This is a genomic window from Nocardia sp. NPDC003979, from assembly GCF_053605015.1.
Window position 1 is genome coordinate 37,461 of record NZ_JBSGIJ010000001.1, and the last position, 15,020, is coordinate 52,480.

16 protein-coding genes are annotated in these 15,020 nt (G+C 68.5%); 9 read left to right on the top strand and 7 right to left on the bottom strand.

Features of this window, described 5'->3' with window-relative positions:
* Positions 1 to 82 precede the first annotated feature (82 nt).
* The gene (locus tag ACWEVR_RS00165) at positions 83 to 2,116 is read left to right on the top strand and encodes a neutral/alkaline non-lysosomal ceramidase N-terminal domain-containing protein (RefSeq protein ID WP_452465200.1); all 2,034 of its coding nucleotides are present in this window, start codon (positions 83 to 85) and stop codon (positions 2,114 to 2,116) included.
* Here ACWEVR_RS00165 and ACWEVR_RS00170 read toward each other — a convergent pair.
* Positions 2,113 to 2,373 carry a DUF2530 domain-containing protein gene (locus ACWEVR_RS00170; protein WP_067492412.1) on the bottom strand — a complete coding sequence of 87 codons (261 nt, stop codon included), beginning with the start codon at positions 2,371 to 2,373 and terminating at the stop codon, positions 2,113 to 2,115. The genes ACWEVR_RS00165 and ACWEVR_RS00170 overlap by 4 nt on opposite strands.
* 68 nt (positions 2,374 to 2,441) lie before the next feature.
* On the opposite strand from ACWEVR_RS00170, the gene ACWEVR_RS00175 reads away from it, so the two are divergent.
* Complete coding sequence (locus ACWEVR_RS00175) at positions 2,442 to 2,873, top strand: MarR family winged helix-turn-helix transcriptional regulator (protein ID WP_067492414.1); 432 nt, start codon at positions 2,442 to 2,444, stop codon at positions 2,871 to 2,873.
* On the opposite strand, the gene ACWEVR_RS00180 is transcribed toward ACWEVR_RS00175, so the two are convergent.
* Positions 2,874 to 3,260: a YccF domain-containing protein gene (locus tag ACWEVR_RS00180; RefSeq protein WP_067492416.1), complete on the bottom strand. Its 387-nt coding sequence runs from the start codon at positions 3,258 to 3,260 to the stop codon at positions 2,874 to 2,876. It lies immediately after the preceding gene.
* 25 nt (positions 3,261 to 3,285) lie between these two features.
* On the opposite strand from ACWEVR_RS00180, the gene ACWEVR_RS00185 reads away from it, so the two are divergent.
* Together ACWEVR_RS00185 and ACWEVR_RS00190 are read left to right on the top strand one after the other, a co-directional pair.
* Positions 3,286 to 4,089 (top strand): TrmH family RNA methyltransferase, encoded by an 804-nt coding sequence (locus ACWEVR_RS00185; protein WP_452465201.1) that lies wholly within the window; start codon positions 3,286 to 3,288, stop codon positions 4,087 to 4,089.
* Complete coding sequence (locus tag ACWEVR_RS00190) at positions 4,086 to 4,382, top strand: DUF2537 domain-containing protein (RefSeq protein ID WP_452465202.1); 297 nt, start codon at positions 4,086 to 4,088, stop codon at positions 4,380 to 4,382. The genes ACWEVR_RS00185 and ACWEVR_RS00190 overlap by 4 nt, the downstream gene beginning before the upstream one ends.
* On the opposite strand, the gene ACWEVR_RS00195 is transcribed toward ACWEVR_RS00190, so the two are convergent.
* From ACWEVR_RS00195 to serC, 3 genes are all read right to left on the bottom strand, one after another.
* Positions 4,356 to 5,072, bottom strand: coding sequence for a DUF6928 family protein (locus ACWEVR_RS00195; protein WP_452465203.1), 717 nt, complete (start codon positions 5,070 to 5,072; stop codon positions 4,356 to 4,358). The two genes, ACWEVR_RS00190 and ACWEVR_RS00195, sit on opposite strands and share 27 nt — an antisense overlap.
* A 128-nt stretch (positions 5,073 to 5,200) precedes the next feature.
* Positions 5,201 to 6,289, bottom strand: coding sequence for a septation protein SepH (sepH, locus tag ACWEVR_RS00200; protein ID WP_452465205.1), 1,089 nt, complete (start codon positions 6,287 to 6,289; stop codon positions 5,201 to 5,203).
* A 421-nt stretch (positions 6,290 to 6,710) separates the two neighbouring features.
* Positions 6,711 to 7,832: a phosphoserine transaminase gene (gene serC / locus ACWEVR_RS00205; RefSeq protein WP_067492426.1), complete on the bottom strand. Its 1,122-nt coding sequence runs from the start codon at positions 7,830 to 7,832 to the stop codon at positions 6,711 to 6,713.
* 239 nt (positions 7,833 to 8,071) lie between these two features.
* Here serC and ACWEVR_RS00210 point away from each other — a divergent pair, with 239 nt between their 5' ends.
* Complete coding sequence (locus tag ACWEVR_RS00210; RefSeq protein WP_452465206.1) at positions 8,072 to 8,707, top strand: hypothetical protein; 636 nt, start codon at positions 8,072 to 8,074, stop codon at positions 8,705 to 8,707.
* 296 nt (positions 8,708 to 9,003) lie between these two features.
* On the opposite strand, the gene ACWEVR_RS00215 is transcribed toward ACWEVR_RS00210, so the two are convergent.
* A complete protein-coding gene (locus tag ACWEVR_RS00215; protein WP_067640963.1) occupies positions 9,004 to 10,125 on the bottom strand; it encodes a citrate synthase 2 in 1,122 nt (373 codons plus the stop codon).
* A 181-nt stretch (positions 10,126 to 10,306) separates the two neighbouring features.
* Here ACWEVR_RS00215 and pdxH point away from each other — a divergent pair, with 181 nt between their 5' ends.
* From pdxH to ACWEVR_RS00235, 4 genes are all read left to right on the top strand, one after another.
* Positions 10,307 to 10,963 carry a pyridoxamine 5'-phosphate oxidase gene (gene pdxH, locus ACWEVR_RS00220; RefSeq protein ID WP_452465671.1) on the top strand — a complete coding sequence of 219 codons (657 nt, stop codon included), beginning with the start codon at positions 10,307 to 10,309 and terminating at the stop codon, positions 10,961 to 10,963.
* A 64-nt stretch (positions 10,964 to 11,027) separates the two neighbouring features.
* Positions 11,028 to 12,311, top strand: a complete 1,284-nt coding sequence (locus ACWEVR_RS00225; RefSeq protein ID WP_452465207.1) for an MFS transporter — start codon at positions 11,028 to 11,030, stop codon at positions 12,309 to 12,311.
* A 294-nt stretch (positions 12,312 to 12,605) separates the two neighbouring features.
* On the top strand, positions 12,606 to 13,919 hold the full coding sequence (locus ACWEVR_RS00230; RefSeq protein WP_225281769.1) for a citrate synthase: 1,314 nt from the start codon (positions 12,606 to 12,608) through the stop codon (positions 13,917 to 13,919).
* Positions 13,920 to 13,959: 40 nt separating this feature from the next.
* Positions 13,960 to 14,319 carry an FKBP-type peptidyl-prolyl cis-trans isomerase gene (locus ACWEVR_RS00235; RefSeq protein WP_067492438.1) on the top strand — a complete coding sequence of 120 codons (360 nt, stop codon included), beginning with the start codon at positions 13,960 to 13,962 and terminating at the stop codon, positions 14,317 to 14,319.
* Positions 14,320 to 14,373: 54 nt separating this feature from the next.
* On the opposite strand, the gene ACWEVR_RS00240 is transcribed toward ACWEVR_RS00235, so the two are convergent.
* The gene (locus ACWEVR_RS00240; protein ID WP_452465209.1) at positions 14,374 to 14,946 is read right to left on the bottom strand and encodes a hypothetical protein; all 573 of its coding nucleotides are present in this window, start codon (positions 14,944 to 14,946) and stop codon (positions 14,374 to 14,376) included.
* Between the last annotated feature and the right edge of the window lie 74 nt (positions 14,947 to 15,020).

Here is a 15,020-nt window from a genome sequence, read left to right on the forward strand (position 1 = left end):
TCGCCGAACCGCGCCGAATTCCTGGACAGTCGACCAGTTGTATGGTTGTCTGCGTCACATCACCCGTGAAGGAGCTGTTCGGATGCCTGTGAACCGTCGTACCGTGCTGGCCGCCTCGACGCTGGGGGTACCCCTCGCCGCGGCCATGGGAGCTCACGGAGCGTCGCAGGCGCGTGCCGAATCCGCGCGCGGTGGATTCGAATTCGGGCTCGGTATCGCCGATCTCACGGGCCCCGCCGCGGAATGCGGCATGATGGGCTACTCACAACTCGAACAGACCACCGCGGGAATTCATCTGCGGCCGCGAGCGCGCGCGTTCGTGATCGAATCGGGTGGAAATCGGATCGCGTTCGTCGCGGTGGAGAACGGTGCGTTGTTCCAGTCCGTGCACCGGGGTGTACTGCTCGCGCTGGCGCGCCGATTCGGTGATCGGTATACCGAACGAAATGTCGTCCTCACTTCGACTCACACGCATTCCAGTTGTGGCGGTTCCGCGCACGATTACGCCTATACGCTCGCGACGCTCGGATTTCAGCAACAGGTCTACGACACCGAAGTCGACGGCATCGTCGAGGCGATCGCCGCCGCCGACGCCGACCTCGCACCGGGCACGGTGGCGCTCGGCCGCGCCGAATTGCGCGACGCGAGCGTGAACCGTTCGCGGGTGGCCTTCGACCGCAATCCGGCGGAAGACCGCGCGGCCTTCCCGGACGCGATCGATCCGGCGGTCACCACACTCGTGTTCCGCCGTGGTGCGAAGGAGGTCGGCGCGCTCACCTGGTTCGCCACCCACAACACGTCGATGACCAACAAGAACCGGCTCATCAGCTCCGACAACAAGGGCTACGCCAGCTACGCCGCCGAGCACCTGGAGCACGGCGTGCGCCATCTCGACGGCGAGCCTTCGTATCTGGCCGCGTTCGCGCAGACCAATGCCGGTGACATGTCCCCGAACCTCGCGCTCGCACCGGGCGTCGGCCCGACCGACGACGAGTTCGACAACACCCGGATCATCGGCGAACGCCAGTACACCGCCTCGCGAGCCGCCGCCGACCGGGCGGCACCGATGACGAGCGCGATCGATTCGCTGCTCTGCTACGTCGATCTCGCGGCCGTGACGGTCGAGGGCCGCTTCACCCCCGACGGCGCACCGCACCGCACCGCACCGGCCGCCGCGGGCCTCTCGCTGGCGGCGGGCAGCGTGGAGGACGGCCCCGGCCTGCCCGGCGGACCCATTCCCGAGGGTGTACGTAACCCGCTGGTGGACTTTCTCGGCGGAATCGACCATCCCCACCCGGCGTGGCTGGCCGACGCGCAGGCGCCCAAGGCGATCTTCGCTCCACTCGGGTTGATGCCGCCGGTGCCGTGGGTACCGAATGTGGTTCCGCTTCAGCTGATCCGGCTCGGCGATCTCTACGTGGCCGCCGCCGGAGCCGAGTTCACCATCGTCGCCGGCTTGCGGGTGCGACGAGCGGTCGCGCAGGCGCTCGGTGTCGGCGTGGAACAGGTGCTGTTGCAGGGCTATTCGAATGCCTACCACCAGTACGTCACCACGCCGGAGGAGTACGACGCGCAACAGTACGAAGGCGCGTCGACGCTGTTCGGCCGCTACACGTTGTGTGCGTATGCGCAGGAATTCACCAGGCTGGCAGAGGCTTTCGTGGCGGGCGCGGTCCCGGGTCGCGGTCCCGCACCGCGTGACGTCTCCGCCTTGCAGCCGAATCTCGCCGCCACGCCGGGCCCGGACGCGACACCGTCCGGCCGCAATTTCGGTGATGTCGTGCGCCAACCCGGGCGCACCGCTCGCGGCAGCCGGGTGGAGGCCGAATTCGTCTCGGCCCATCCGAAACACAATCCGCGTCGCGGCGGCACCTTCCTCGAGGTGCAGCGCCGAACCGGGAACGGCTGGCAGCGGGTGGCCAACGAGGGGGAGTGGGATGTGCGATTCCACTGGCGGAAACAGGACGCGGCGGTCTCGATCGCCCGTTTCGTCTGGGACATCCCGGCCGGCGCGGAACCGGGAACGCACCGGTTCGTGCACTTCGCCGACGCGCTCGGCGCCGACGGCGTGCTTCGCCCGTTCACCGGGACCAGCGACGAGTTCGAGGTCGTCTAGTCCTCGGTGAGACCCACCTGGGCGCCCTTGTCGCCGCGCAGGGCCGACCGCCGCTGTGCCAGCCAGATCGACGAGCCGAGCACGCCGACGAACAGGCCCATCAGGCAAACCGGCCGGGCATCGGCCCAGGCAGGGACCACGAAAGCCAGCACGCTCGCCACCGCCCAGGCGGCGAAACCGATCAGCACCACCGGGCGCGGATCGACCAGGCTTCGCGGCAGGTGCGGCATCTCGCGGCTGACGGGTCCGGCATCCATACCCAAACAGTAGCGCCCTGAAACCCGTCAGGGGGCACGGCCGTACCGTAGAGTTCTGCACTGTGACAGTGCCATCCGACGTCCGTGCCCTCGCCGGTGATCTCTCGCTGGCGGTTGTGCGGCTCACGAGACACCTGCGCGGCCGCCGTGCCGAAGCGCAGATCTCGCTCACACAGCTGTCGGCCCTGGCCACCCTCGCTCGCGACGGCGCGATGACGCCCGGCAATCTCGCGGGCAAGGAGCGCGTGCAGCCGCCGTCGATGACCCGCGTGATCGCCTCCCTCGCCGACCTCGAGCTGGTCCAGCGCAGACCGCATCCCACCGACGGACGCCAGATCATCGTGTCGCTGTCACCGGCAGGCCGGGCGTTGGTCGCCGACGAGACGCACGCGCGCGAGGCCTGGATGACCGAGCAGCTGTCCAACCTGAGCCCGGAACAGCTCGCGGTGCTCGATCAGGCCGTGGCGATCATGAACCAGATCATCGCGGGTTCGGAGTAGTCAGCCCTGCTGCGGTACCACCTCGTGGCCGAGCGGGAACAGCGACAGCGGAACCAGTTTGAGATTGGCCCAGGCGAACGGCAGCCCGATGATCGTCACCGCCAGCGCCACACTGGTGAACACGTGGCCGAGCGCCAGCCACCAGCCGGCGAAGACGAACCAGATGATGTTGCCGAGCAGCGACCCCGCCCCGGCGCTCGGTTTGTCGACGACCGTGCGCCCGAACGGCCACAGCACGTAGCCGGCCAGCCGCAACGATGCGATGCCGAACGGGATCGTGACGATCAGGACGAAGCAGATCAGCGCCGCGAACAGGTAGCCGACTGCCATCCAGAACCCGCAGAGCACCACCCACAGAATGTTCAAGATCAACTGAACCAGCTTCATGCTTCCAGCATGCCAGGATGATCCGGTGGCCGAAGTAATTCCCATCGACGATCCCGCCGACCCGCGTGTCGACGACTTTCGTGATCTGTCCTCCGCCGACCGCAGGCCCGACCTGCCCGGCCGCAAGGGACTGGTGATCGCCGAGGGGGTCGTGGTGGTGCAGCGCATGCTCGACTCGCGTTTCACCCCGAGTGCGCTGCTCGGTGTCGCCAAGCGCTACGAGACCCTCGCCGACGACCTCGCGGGTCTCGATGTGCCGTACTACCAGGCGACAGCCGAGGTGATGGCCCAGGTGGTCGGCTTCCACCTCAATCGTGGTGTGCTCGCGGTCGCGCCACGGCCGGCCGAGCTGACGGTCGACGAGGTGCTCGACGGTGCGCGCACGGTGGCCGTGCTGGAGGGTGTCAACGATCACGAGAACCTGGGGTCGATGTTCCGCAACGCGGCCGGGCTCGGCGCCGACGCGGTGCTGTTCGGCGACCGCTGCTCCGACCCGCTCTACCGGCGTTCGGTCCGCGTCTCGATGGGGCACGTGCTGCGGGTGCCGTTCGCCCGGATTCCGCAGTGGCCGGGTGGGCTGGAGTTGTTGCGGGAGCACGGCTTTCAGATCATCGCGCTCACCCCGAACTCGGCGGCGGTGAACCTGGCGACGGCGATGACGGGCGAGCGGGTAGCCCTGCTGCTCGGCGCCGAGGGCCCCGGCCTGACCGAGGAGGCCATGCGCGCCACCGACATTCGCGCACGTATTCCCATGTCGCCCGGCACCGATTCGCTCAATGTCGCCACGGCTGCCGCGATGGCCTTCTACGAACGAGTCCGCACGTCATGAGCCCGGACGGGCCCTATCGGGCGGGGTCGGGTTCGGTGCCGTGGGCGTTGGGCGGCACGGTGATCGCGCTCGTCGCGGCGCTCGGCGCGGTGGCGGTGTACGCGTTCGGTGTCGCGCTCGCCGATGTGCATCCGCTGCTCGCGATCGCGGTGAACGTGATCGCGGTGGTCGGTGTCGCGCCTACGGTGTGGCGGTGGCGGTGCACGCCGGTCGTGCGCTGGGTGCTCGCGGGGGCGGTGGTCGGCGTGGCGCTCGGCTGGATCGCGCTATTGGTCTACCTGGTCGTCGGCTAGCCGACCGGGCCTGCGCAACCAGCGGGACAGGCCGCGCCGGGGAGGCGCGGTCGACACAGGTTCGGGCGCTCGGCCTTTCGGGTACAGCGTGAATCCGCAGACGGGCAGGTCGCCCAGGCCGGGTGCCTCGAGATGGCGGAAGCCGAGCCAATGAGCATTGGCCGCGTCGGCGAACTCGGGTGGATCGAAGGGCAGCGATTGCGGGTCCGGCAGGTCGTCCCGATCCCACGGCACCGGATGGTCTCCCGCCCAGAACTCGCGCTCCCACACCATGGGCAGTCCCTCGTTCTCCAGGATGTCGACCCTGGTCGAGCTGAACGAGCGCCGGAATTCCCCACGTTCCCAGTGGGCGAAAGCACCCCAGTGCACGGTGGTGTCGAACGAGATCAGGTAGGTGTGTTCGGAAGCGAGCGGACGCACGAGCAGATCGGGCAATCTGGTCGGCTCGATCAGTGCGGCCTCGGCGGTGCACACGACCGTCACTCCGGGATAACACCCGATGTAGACCTCGTCGCGATCCGGACCAGCGCAGCCGTCGAGTGTTCCGACCACGATCGGGCGCACATCGTTGTCGGCGTACAGCTCACCCGCCAGTGCCTGCGCGGCAACGGGATCGGACGCGGGCCGCTCGCGCAGGACGGCGGCGGGATCAGCGGTATCGACATACCAGAGCGTGGAAGCCGACTTCACGTGTCACCTCCGACAGTTATCGGAACCCGTGGTGCGGTGGCTGCCGCCGCGCCGGGCGTGCGCTCGACCCCGCTGTCGACCAGCACGGCCCCGAGTTCTCGGGAGAACTCGGGGCCGCCGGTGCACAGTCAGTTGCCGGAGCTGCGAACGCCCAGGAGGACGTCTTCCCAGGACGGCATCGGTGCCTTACCGCGCTTGTTGCGTGCGGGCTTCGGCTTCTCCGGCTCCGGCTTGGCGGCGGGCTTGTCCTGCTGCGCGGCGGGCGGCGCCGGTGTGGCGGGCTCGCTGGGCGCAGCAGGGGCCGTCGCCGCCGGAATCGGTGCGGCGGGCTTGGGGGCCGCCGGGATCGGTGCGGTCGGCATCGGTGCGGTAGGCATCGGCGAGGCAGGCATCGGCGAGGCAGGCATCGGCGTGGCGGGCATGGCCGTCGGCGCCGGCTTGGCCGGAATCGCCGCCGTCCCACCGCCTGCCGCGACCTGACGCTGCTCGTAGTACTCGTCCAGCGCGGGCTGCGGACGGCTCTGCGGGCGCGGCGCAGGCGTCATCGGCTCACGCGGACGCGGCTCCACCGGAACCGGCGCCTCGACCACCGGGGCCGACGGTGCGGGCATGGTGGCCAGACCACGCAGGGCGCGACCGAAATCCGGATCGATCAGGTCGTTGGCCGGGTCGTCGAGCGGGGAGACCGAACCGCCGTGCGCGTCGGGCTGGTAGCGCCAGTGCGCGGCGATCTCGGAGTGCCCGTGCCGCCACTGCAATTGCGCGACCCAGAACCCCTTTTCGTCTTTCCAGGCATCCCATTCGGCGTGTTCGATGGTGTGCCCGCGCTCGGCGAAGGCCGCGGTGACGATCTCGTGCAGCGTTTCCAGCGCCGGGCCGTCCGGCCGCACCGGATGGGCTTTCTGCGCCAGTTCGGCGGCGCGAGCACGCTCGAGCAGCACCGGATAGGCGAACCGCTCGACTTTGCTCGCCGGCATGCCGGACTCCGCCGTGACCTGCTCGACGGACGCGCCGGCGCGAATACGGGCCTGGATATCTCTAGGACGCATAGACGCTTCCATTTCGATCTCGATCTGGCCGAATCGTGCGAGGTCGCCGCGCGCCGCCGCGCGGAGCTTGTCGTCGGCGGGCAGCCGGAACTTGGTGCCGGACTCGAGGTCGCTGCACACGATGTGCGTGGAGTCGGGCGTCACCCCGATCACTCGAAGTTCACGCACCGTTACCTCCCTATCGCGTCGGCTCCGTCTGTTAGGACACCGCCCACTTTCCTAGACAGTAGTGCACATTACTTGGCCGTGGCAGCAGACACGCACGCCCAAATCGCGCACCCGGGCACCCCGGGCGGCTAATCTGATCAGCTCCCCGCGCGAATCCTGGTCGTGTACAGGCGTTTTGGTGATAGATCAACGGCTCGGTGCCGGATGGAATGTCGCGAAGAATGCGAACTTTGCGAAGCGTGTCAACGCTGACGAACGACGTGTGTCAGCGCCGGAGAATACGCAATGGGTTTGCGCCGACCGGGAGTTGCGGGTGCGATTTTTGCGACGAAGGAACAAAAATCGTGCCCGCAACTCCCGGTCTTACAGGGCGCAAACCCCGCGGCGCCGCAGGCGCCGCCAACAACACCGCCGCAAAAAATTACAGCTGACCGACGACCCAGTCGATCGAACGGGTCAGCTGGGAGACATCTTCGGGGTCGATCGCCGGGAACATGCCCACACGCAGCTGGTTGCGGCCCAGCTTGCGGTACGGCTCGGTGTCGACGATGCCGTTGGCCCGCAGGATCTTCGCCACCTGGGCGGCGTCGACCGAATCGTCGAAGTCGATGGTGCCGACGACCTGCGAACGGTGTGCCGGATCGGTGACGTACGGGGTGGCGAAGGAGCTCTGCTCGGCCCAGGTGTAGAGGCGCGAGGACGAGTCGAGGGTGCGCTTCACGGTCCAGTCCAGGCCGCCGTTGGTGTTCATCCACTCGATCTGGTCGGCGAACAGCAGCAGGGTGGCGATGGCCGGGGTGTTGTAGGTCTGGTCCTTGGTGCTGTTGTCGATGGCGACGGGCAGCGAGAGGAACTCCGGGGTCCAGCGACCCGAGGCCTTGATCTCCTCCACGCGGGCCAGCGCGGCCGGGCTCATGATCGCGACCCACAGGCCACCGTCGGCGGCGAAGCACTTCTGCGGGGCGAAGTAGTACACGTCGGAGTCGGCGATGTTCACCGGCAGACCGCCCGCGCCGGAGGTGGCGTCGATGGCGATCAGCGCGTTCTCCGAACCGGCCGGGCGCGACACCGGGATGGACACACCGGTCGAGGTCTCGTTGTGGGCCCAGCCGATGAGGTCGACGCTCGGGTCCGACACGGGCTCGGGTGCGCTGCCCGGCTCCGACGACACGACGATCGGGTCACCGATGAAGGGGTTGCCCTTGGCGACCGAAGCGAACTTCGAGGAGAACTCGCCGTTGGTCAGGTGCAGCGAACGCTCACGGATCAGGCCGAAGGCGGCCGCGTCCCAGAACGCGGTGGTGCCACCGTTACCGAGCACCACCTCGTAGCCCTCGGGCAGCGAGAACAGCTCGCGCAGGCCGTTGCGCACCCGCGCCACCACGTCCTTGACCGGCTTCTGGCGATGCGAGGTGCCGAAGACCGAGGCGCCGACAGTCACCAGCGACTGCAGCTGCTCCGGGCGGACCTTGGACGGGCCGCAGCCGAACCGTCCGTCGGCGGGCTTGAGGTCGGCGGGAATTGTCGGGAACGCACTGGTCATGCGGGGGAGTTTAGTGGTGGGCGGATGACGGTGGTCGCGGTGGGTGCGGGTCTGTGAGCCGCCCCACGTCCGACCGGGGATCCTGCTGACGCCCCCGCCCGCCGACAGGCCGGGCGCGCGCGGAAGCTGCCTCTCGGTGCTCCGCGTGATCGACGTCCGGATGCGCTGTCCGGCGGGTCACCGGTCCGGGTGCGGGGAATTTGCCCTGGCGCCAACGTAGTTGGCAGTACTCTTCCGCTATGACTCTGCTCGCGGTCGATTCGGGACGGAACCTGCTCGACCGGTGGGCCTGGGTTTTCGGGCGGCGGCCGGGGTTGCTCTCGGAAGCGGCGCGGCGGGAACTGCTGCTCAGGGGGATGCCCGCCACCGCGACCGTGTTGTCGGTGTGGTCGCGGCGCGGTGAGGTCGGGAATCGGTTCAGCGTGCGGGTGCAATTGCCCGGCGAGCTTGCCTACGACGTGCGGGTACGGCAACGGGTCCGTAGCCAGGACCTGGAGTGGATGCGCCCCGGCGACACCATCGGCTGCCGCGTCGACCCCGGCGACCCCGACCGCGTCGTCCTGTACCTCCCCGAGCAAGCGACATCAGGTCGCCGCTCCACCGCCAAGATCCTCGCCAACGGCCGCCGCGCCGAAGCCACAGTCCTCGCCGTAGCCCCCGTCGCCACCGACTACACCGCCCGCGAAGACCCGGTCCTACGCCTCGATCTGGAACTCCGAGCCTGGGACGAACCAACCCCCTGGCGAGTCCGCCTCATCCAACCCGTCCCCTTGACCGCCGTCGGCCAAATAGAACTGGGCACCCGTCTGGAAGCCGCCTTCTTCACCGTCGACCGAGGAAAGTCGGTAGCCCTCGACTTCACCTCCCTGAGCTGACCCGACAACCTCTGCTTTTGTATTCGCGCACATGGCAATCGGGCCCTCGGCAAGAAGAACTTCCCTGTGAAGAACGAATTTACGTATCGACGCGAAGAATGGTTCGGTCCAGAGAGTTGTCTGGCCGTCGTGGCGGGGACGGTGTGCCTCTCCCTGCCTTATCTGGTGGCCGACTTACGGGATGCGATATGGCTGAGTTGCCAGGCTCGGAGGTAGACGTGCCGACCGGACTCGACGGTTGAGCGAACAAAAAACCGGGCACCGATGCGATCGGTGCCCGGTCGGGGGAGTGGGGGTCAGTCCGCGATGGCGGACCAGCCGGCGACTTCCTCCGGCTTGCGGGGGCCCGGTCCGGTGTAGATGGCGGCGGGGCGGACGAGCTTGCCGAGCTGCTTCTGCTCGAGGATGTGGGCGCACCAGCCTGCGGTGCGGCCGCAGGTGAACATGGCGGGCATCATGTGGGCAGGGACCTCGGCGAAGTCGAGGATGACCGCGGCCCAGAACTCGACGTTGGTTTCGATGGCGCGGTCGGGGCGGCGTTCGCGCAGTTCGGCGAGGGCGGCCTGTTCGAGGGCGGCGGCTACTTCGTAGCGGGGGGCGGCCAGGCGCTTCGCGGTGGCGCGCAGCACGCGGGCGCGGGGGTCCTCGGCGCGGTAGACGCGGTGGCCGAAGCCCATCAGCTTCTCTTTGCGGTCGAGGATGCCCTTCACCAGAGCCCGTGCGTCGCCGGTCTTTTCGACTTCCTCGATCATCGGGAGCACGCGGGCGGGCGCGCCACCGTGCAGCGGACCCGACATGGCGCCGATCGCGCCCGACAGCGACGCCGCCACGTCGGCGCCGGTGGAGGCGATCACGCGGGCGGTGAAGGTGGAGGCGTTCATGCCGTGCTCGGCGGCCGAGACCCAGTAGGCGTCGATGGCCTCGGTGTGGCGCGGGTCCGGGTCACCCTTCCAGCGGGTCATGAACCGCTCGGTGACGGTGGTGCACTCGTCGATCTTCTTCTGCGGCACCGCGGGCTGGTAGATGCCGCGCGCGGACTGCGCCACATACGACAGCGCCATCACCGAGGCGCGCGCGAGGTTCTCGCGGGCGGTCTCGTCGTCGATGTCGAGCAGCGGCTCGTAACCCCAGATGGGGGCCAGCATGGCCAGGCCGGCCTGCACGTCGACGCGCACGTCGCCGGTGTGTACGGGCAGCGGGAACGGTTCGGCGGGCGGCAGGCCGCGGCCGAACTGACCGTCGACGAGCAGCGCCCATACGTCACCGAAGGTCACCCGGTTGGCGACCAGATCCTCGATGTCGACGCCGCGATACCGTAGGGCGCCACCGTCCTTGTCGGGCTCGGCGATGTCGGTGGTGAAGGCCACCACGCCTTCCAATCCGCTGACGAAATCCTGTGGTACCGAGCTCGCGGTCATGGTGACTCTCCTTGCAGGGGCAGGCCGATCTTTCGCAACGATAGACCCGCTGGTACTGCGGAGTAACGTCGCCCCTATGCGTGAACTCGACCCGTCCTCGGCGGCCGCGACCGAGCCCGCCGCGCAGCCTTCCGTAACCCTGTCCGACGCCGCGATTTCCGGCGCTGTCGACCTGAGCACGATGCGCGTCGACTACGGCGATCCGCGGGCGGTGCGCACCACCGAACCCGATCTGGACGAGTCGTGGGTGGCCGGTGGCTGGGAGCCGCTGCTGCGCCGCTGGATCGAACAGGCGGGCACCCTCGGGGTGGCCGAACCGAATGCGATGGTGCTGGCCACCGTCTCGCTCGCCGGTCCGGCGCCACGACCGGTGGCGCGCACGGTGCTGTGCAAGGGCCTCTCGCCCGAGGGTGTCGTCTTCTATACGAACTACGACTCGGCCAAGGGCAATCAGCTCGCCGCCGACCCGTACGCGGCCGCCTCCTTCGTCTGGCCGTCGCTGGCCAGGCAGGTGCATGTGCGCGGGGTGACCGAACGTGTGGCGCCCGAGGTCACCGAGGCGTACTGGCAGACCCGGCCGCGCGAATCCCGGCTGGGCGCCTGGGCCTCGCAGCAGTCGCGGCCCGCGGCCACCCGCGCCGACCTCGATCGCGCCCTGGCCGAGACCACCGCCCGGTTCGCCGATGTCGACGACATCCCGGTGCCGCCGCACTGGGGTGGTTATCTGCTGCGACCCGACGAGGTGGAGTTCTGGCAGGGCAGGCACGGGCGGCTGCACAACCGGATCGTCGTCCGCCTCGACGGCGAACAGACGACCGTTCTGCGGCTGCAACCCTGACGGTGGGATATCTCACCGAGCGCAAACATGGGACGTTTCACCGCAACTGGCTAATCTCCGGCGCGTGAAACTGCTCGCCGATACCCGGCCCCTGCGTAATCGCGACTATCGCAGGCTGTGGACGACCAACATCGTCACCGTCATCGGCGCGCAGCTGTCGGTGGTCGCGGTGCCGCAGCAGATCTTCCAGATCACCGGCAGCTCCGGGTACGTGGGTCTGGCCGGACTGTTCGGCCTGATTCCGCTGGTGGTGTTCGGGCTGTGGGGCGGCGCGCTGGCCGACGTGATGGACCGGCGCACCCTGCTCGTCGTCACCACCGCGGGCACCGGGGCGACGGCGGTCGCGTTCTGGGTGCAGGCCGCGCTCGGCCTGAACAACGTGTGGCTCGTGCTCGGGTTGTTCGCCACTCAGCAGGCGTTCTTCGCGGTCAACCAGCCGACTCGCAGCGCCCTGATCGCCCGGTTGCTGCCGCCCGAGCAGATCGCCGCCGCCAGTTCGCTGAGCATGACGGTGCAGAACGTCGGCATGATCGCCGGACCGGTCCTCGCCGGTGTGCTGATCCCCGTGCTCGGTCTGCCGACGCTGTACCTGCTCGACGCCATCGCGCTGCTCGCCACCCTGTGGGCGGTGTGCCGCCTACCTGCCTTCCCGCCGAGCGGTGAGCAGCGCCGGGCCGGTCTGCGCGCCGTGATCGACGGCTTCCGCTACCTCACCGGCCAGCGGATCCTGCTCGCCTCCTTCGTCGTCGACATCATCGCCATGGTGTTCGGCATGCCGCGCGCGCTGTTCCCGCAGATCGCGCACGAGACCTTCCACGATCCGGCCGAGGGCGGTGTGGCGCTCGGTCTGTTGTTCGCGGCGATCTCGGCGGGCGCGGTGCTGGGCGGGGTGTTCTCCGGCTGGGTGCCAAGGGTGCGCAGGCAGGGGCTGGCGGTGATCGTGTGCATCGCGATCTGGGGCGTGGCGATGGTCGGTTTCGGCCTCGCGGTCGGCCTGGCCGGTCACCTGTTCGGGCTGGGGGTGTGGTTGTGGATCGCGCTGGCGTTCCTGGCGCTCGGCGGTGCGGTCGACATGGTGTCGGCGGCGTTCCGGACGGTGATGTTGCTCAACGTGTCGACCGACGAGATGCGCGGTCGGCTGCAGGGGGTGTTCATCGTGGTTGTCGCCGGTGGACCACGGGTCGGTGATGTTGCCCACGGTTTTGCCGCCGCGAGCCTGGGTACTGCTGTTGCCGCCGCGGGTGGTGGCGTCCTGGTGGTGATCGGGGTGCTTCTCGCCGCGTTGGCCTTCCCCGCTTTCGTTCGCTACCGCGTGGCTCGCGCGCACGCCGACGTTGTCGCCGAATAAGTTGGGAGACAAGGAAATACACGATCGACGCGGGTGGTGGGCGAGTTCGGGCCGTGACCACCGGTTCCGGCCCCGCCGCGTGCCGTGCGAACCCGGATCCGCGCAGGTGGAGCACCTCACCACGGATTCGCCCCGGTGTGAGCACAGCCCAGGCCAACCCTGATTGCTCATCCACGGCCGACAAGAGTTAGCGTTACACCAAGCGCGCCGTCTGCCGACCGCAAACGGCGCACGGTTCGGCGCCGGGTTTCAGGGCTCGGCGAGAATCTCAACTAGCCTGAGAGGGATCCTTCCGTGCCCGCTGAGAACATCACCAACGTCGCCGATGACGCCAAGGCGGTACTGCAGTACCCCGGTGGCGAGTTCCCGATCTCGGTCACCAAGGCCGCGGAGGGTAACGACGGGCTCGACTTGGGCAAGCTGCTGGCCAGCACCGGTTACGTCACCTACGACCCCGGTTTCATGAACACCGCGTCGACCAAGTCGGCCATCACCTACATCGACGGCGAAGCGGGCATCCTGCGCTACCGCGGCTACCCGATCGACCAGCTCGCGGGCCGCTCGACCTTCATCGAGGTCAGCTACCTGCTCATCTACGGCGAGCTGCCGACCCAGGCCCAGCTCGACGACTTCACCGATCGCATCCGCCGCCACACCCTGCTGCACGAGGACCTGAAGCGGTTCTTCGACGGCTTCCCGCGCAACGCGCACCCCATGCCGGTGCTGTCGTCCGCGGTGAACGCGCTGTCGGCGTACTACCAGGACTCCCTGGACCCGCGCGATCCCGAGCAGGTCGAGCTGTCGACCATCCGCCTGCTGGCGAAGCTGCCGACCATCGCGGCCTACTCGTACAAGAAGTCGGTCGGTCAGCCGTTCCTCTACCCCGACAACTCGCTGTCGCTGGTCGAGAACTTCCTGCGGATGACCTTCGGCTTCCCGGCCGAGCCCTACGAGGTCGACCCCGAGGTCGCCGCCGCGCTCGACATGCTGCTGATCCTGCACGCCGACCACGAGCAGAACTGCTCCACCTCGACCGTGCGCCTCGTCGGCTCCTCCGACGCCAATCTGTTCACCTCGGTGTCCGGTGGCATCAACGCGCTCTGGGGCCCGCTGCACGGCGGCGCCAACCAGGCCGTGCTCGAGATGCTCGACGAGATCAAGGCCAACGGCGGCGACGTCAAGGAATTCATCCGCAAGGTCAAGAACAAGGAAGACGGCGTGAAGCTCATGGGCTTCGGGCACCGCGTCTACCGCAACTACGACCCGCGCGCCACCCTGGTCAAGCAGGCCGCCGACAAGATCCTGTCGAAGATCGGTGGCGACGACCAGCTGCTCGACATCGCCAAGCAGCTCGAAGAGGCCGCCCTCACCGACGACTACTTCGTCTCGCGTCGCCTGTACCCGAACGTCGACTTCTACACCGGCGTCATCTACCGCGCGATGGGCTTCCCGACCCGCATGTTCACCGTGCTGTTCGCCATGGGCCGCCTGCCCGGCTGGATCGCCCACTGGCGGGAAATGCACTCCGAGCCGCTCAAGATCGGCCGCCCGCGCCAGATCTACACCGGCTACGGTGAGCGTGACTACCGCGCGATCGACAACCGCTAGTCATCTGGACAACGCACACTATCGAAGGGGATAGCCCGCAATGACCAAGCCGGAAATCGAATTCCAGGAGGGCCCGCCGCCCTCTCAGCTCGTCATCAAGGACATCATCGAAGGCGAAGGCGCCGAAGCTGTGCCCGGCGGCACCGTTGAGGTCCACTACGTCGGCGTCGAGTTCGAGACCGGCGAGCAGTTCGATTCCTCCTGGGACCGTGGTGAATCCATCACCTTCCCGCTGCGCGGCCTGATCCAGGGCTGGCAGGACGGTATCCCGGGGATGAAGGTCGGCGGCCGTCGCCAGCTGACCATCCCGCCGGAGCTGGCCTACGGTCCGGTCGGTGCGGGTCACCACCTGTCGGGCAAGACCCTGGTCTTCGTGATCGACCTGCTCGACGCCAACTGAGCTGAGCCACCGACGGCCCGTGTTTCCCTCAGGGAGACACGGGCCGCCGGCGTTTTACACCTTGTCGATCGCGGCGGCCAGCCAACGGTCGTCGACCTTGCGCATGGTCAGCGCGAAGGTGGTGCGCTGCGATCGACCGTCGGGTGCGGTGCCGTTGGTCAGCCGCTGACCGACGATGGCGACGACGACGTACTCGGTGCCCGCGCCGGACCTGGACAGACACTCCGGCTCGCCCTCGACCGTCGAGGACACCTGAGCGGTCTCCATCGCCGCCCGCAGCCCGGCGGCGCCCTCCACGAACTGGTCGTGGAATTCGCCGGTGGAACCGGCTCGCATCTGCTCGAAGTAGCCGTCCAGGTCGCTGTGGTGATAAGTCACCATCATCCGCGTGAACGCGCAGGCCGCGAGTCGGGCCGCCTCCTGGGGCAGGACGACGGGCTCGCCCGGCAGCGCCACGGGAGCGGCGGGTTCGCGAAACACGGCCACCGCGGCTGCCGAGCCGCCGATCAGGGCCGCGACGAGCACCAGGACGCCGACGACGATCCAGCCGACACCGGGCGAGCCGCCCGGCGGGCGCACCGGTCCGGTGGGTGCGACATTGTGTGTGCCAGAGCCGGTTTCGATCATCCTGCCCCCCTTCCCGCGCGTCAGCTTACGGGCTGCGGCGCCCCGTGGCGCGGCGCGGTCGGGCATCGGGGTAA

Excerpts from the sequence above, each read along its gene's own strand:
- ACWEVR_RS00170 (WP_067492412.1), bottom strand. The coding sequence starts at position 2,373 with ATGGATGCCGGACCCGTCAGCCGCGAGATGCCGCACCTGCCGCGAAGC.
- ACWEVR_RS00210 (WP_452465206.1), top strand. The coding sequence starts at position 8,072 with ATGACTCTGCTCGCGGTCGATTCGGGACGGAACCTGCTCGACCGGTGG.
- ACWEVR_RS00165 (WP_452465200.1), top strand. The coding sequence starts at position 83 with ATGCCTGTGAACCGTCGTACCGTGCTGGCCGCCTCGACGCTGGGGGTA.
- serC (WP_067492426.1), bottom strand. The coding sequence starts at position 7,832 with ATGACCAGTGCGTTCCCGACAATTCCCGCCGACCTCAAGCCCGCCGAC.
- ACWEVR_RS00240 (WP_452465209.1), bottom strand. The coding sequence starts at position 14,946 with ATGATCGAAACCGGCTCTGGCACACACAATGTCGCACCCACCGGACCG.
- pdxH (WP_452465671.1), top strand. The coding sequence starts at position 10,307 with ATGCGCGTCGACTACGGCGATCCGCGGGCGGTGCGCACCACCGAACCC.
- ACWEVR_RS00215 (WP_067640963.1), bottom strand. The coding sequence starts at position 10,125 with ATGACCGCGAGCTCGGTACCACAGGATTTCGTCAGCGGATTGGAAGGC.
- ACWEVR_RS00180 (WP_067492416.1), bottom strand. The coding sequence starts at position 3,260 with ATGAAGCTGGTTCAGTTGATCTTGAACATTCTGTGGGTGGTGCTCTGC.
- ACWEVR_RS00190 (WP_452465202.1), top strand. The coding sequence starts at position 4,086 with ATGAGCCCGGACGGGCCCTATCGGGCGGGGTCGGGTTCGGTGCCGTGG.
- ACWEVR_RS00235 (WP_067492438.1), top strand. The coding sequence starts at position 13,960 with ATGACCAAGCCGGAAATCGAATTCCAGGAGGGCCCGCCGCCCTCTCAG.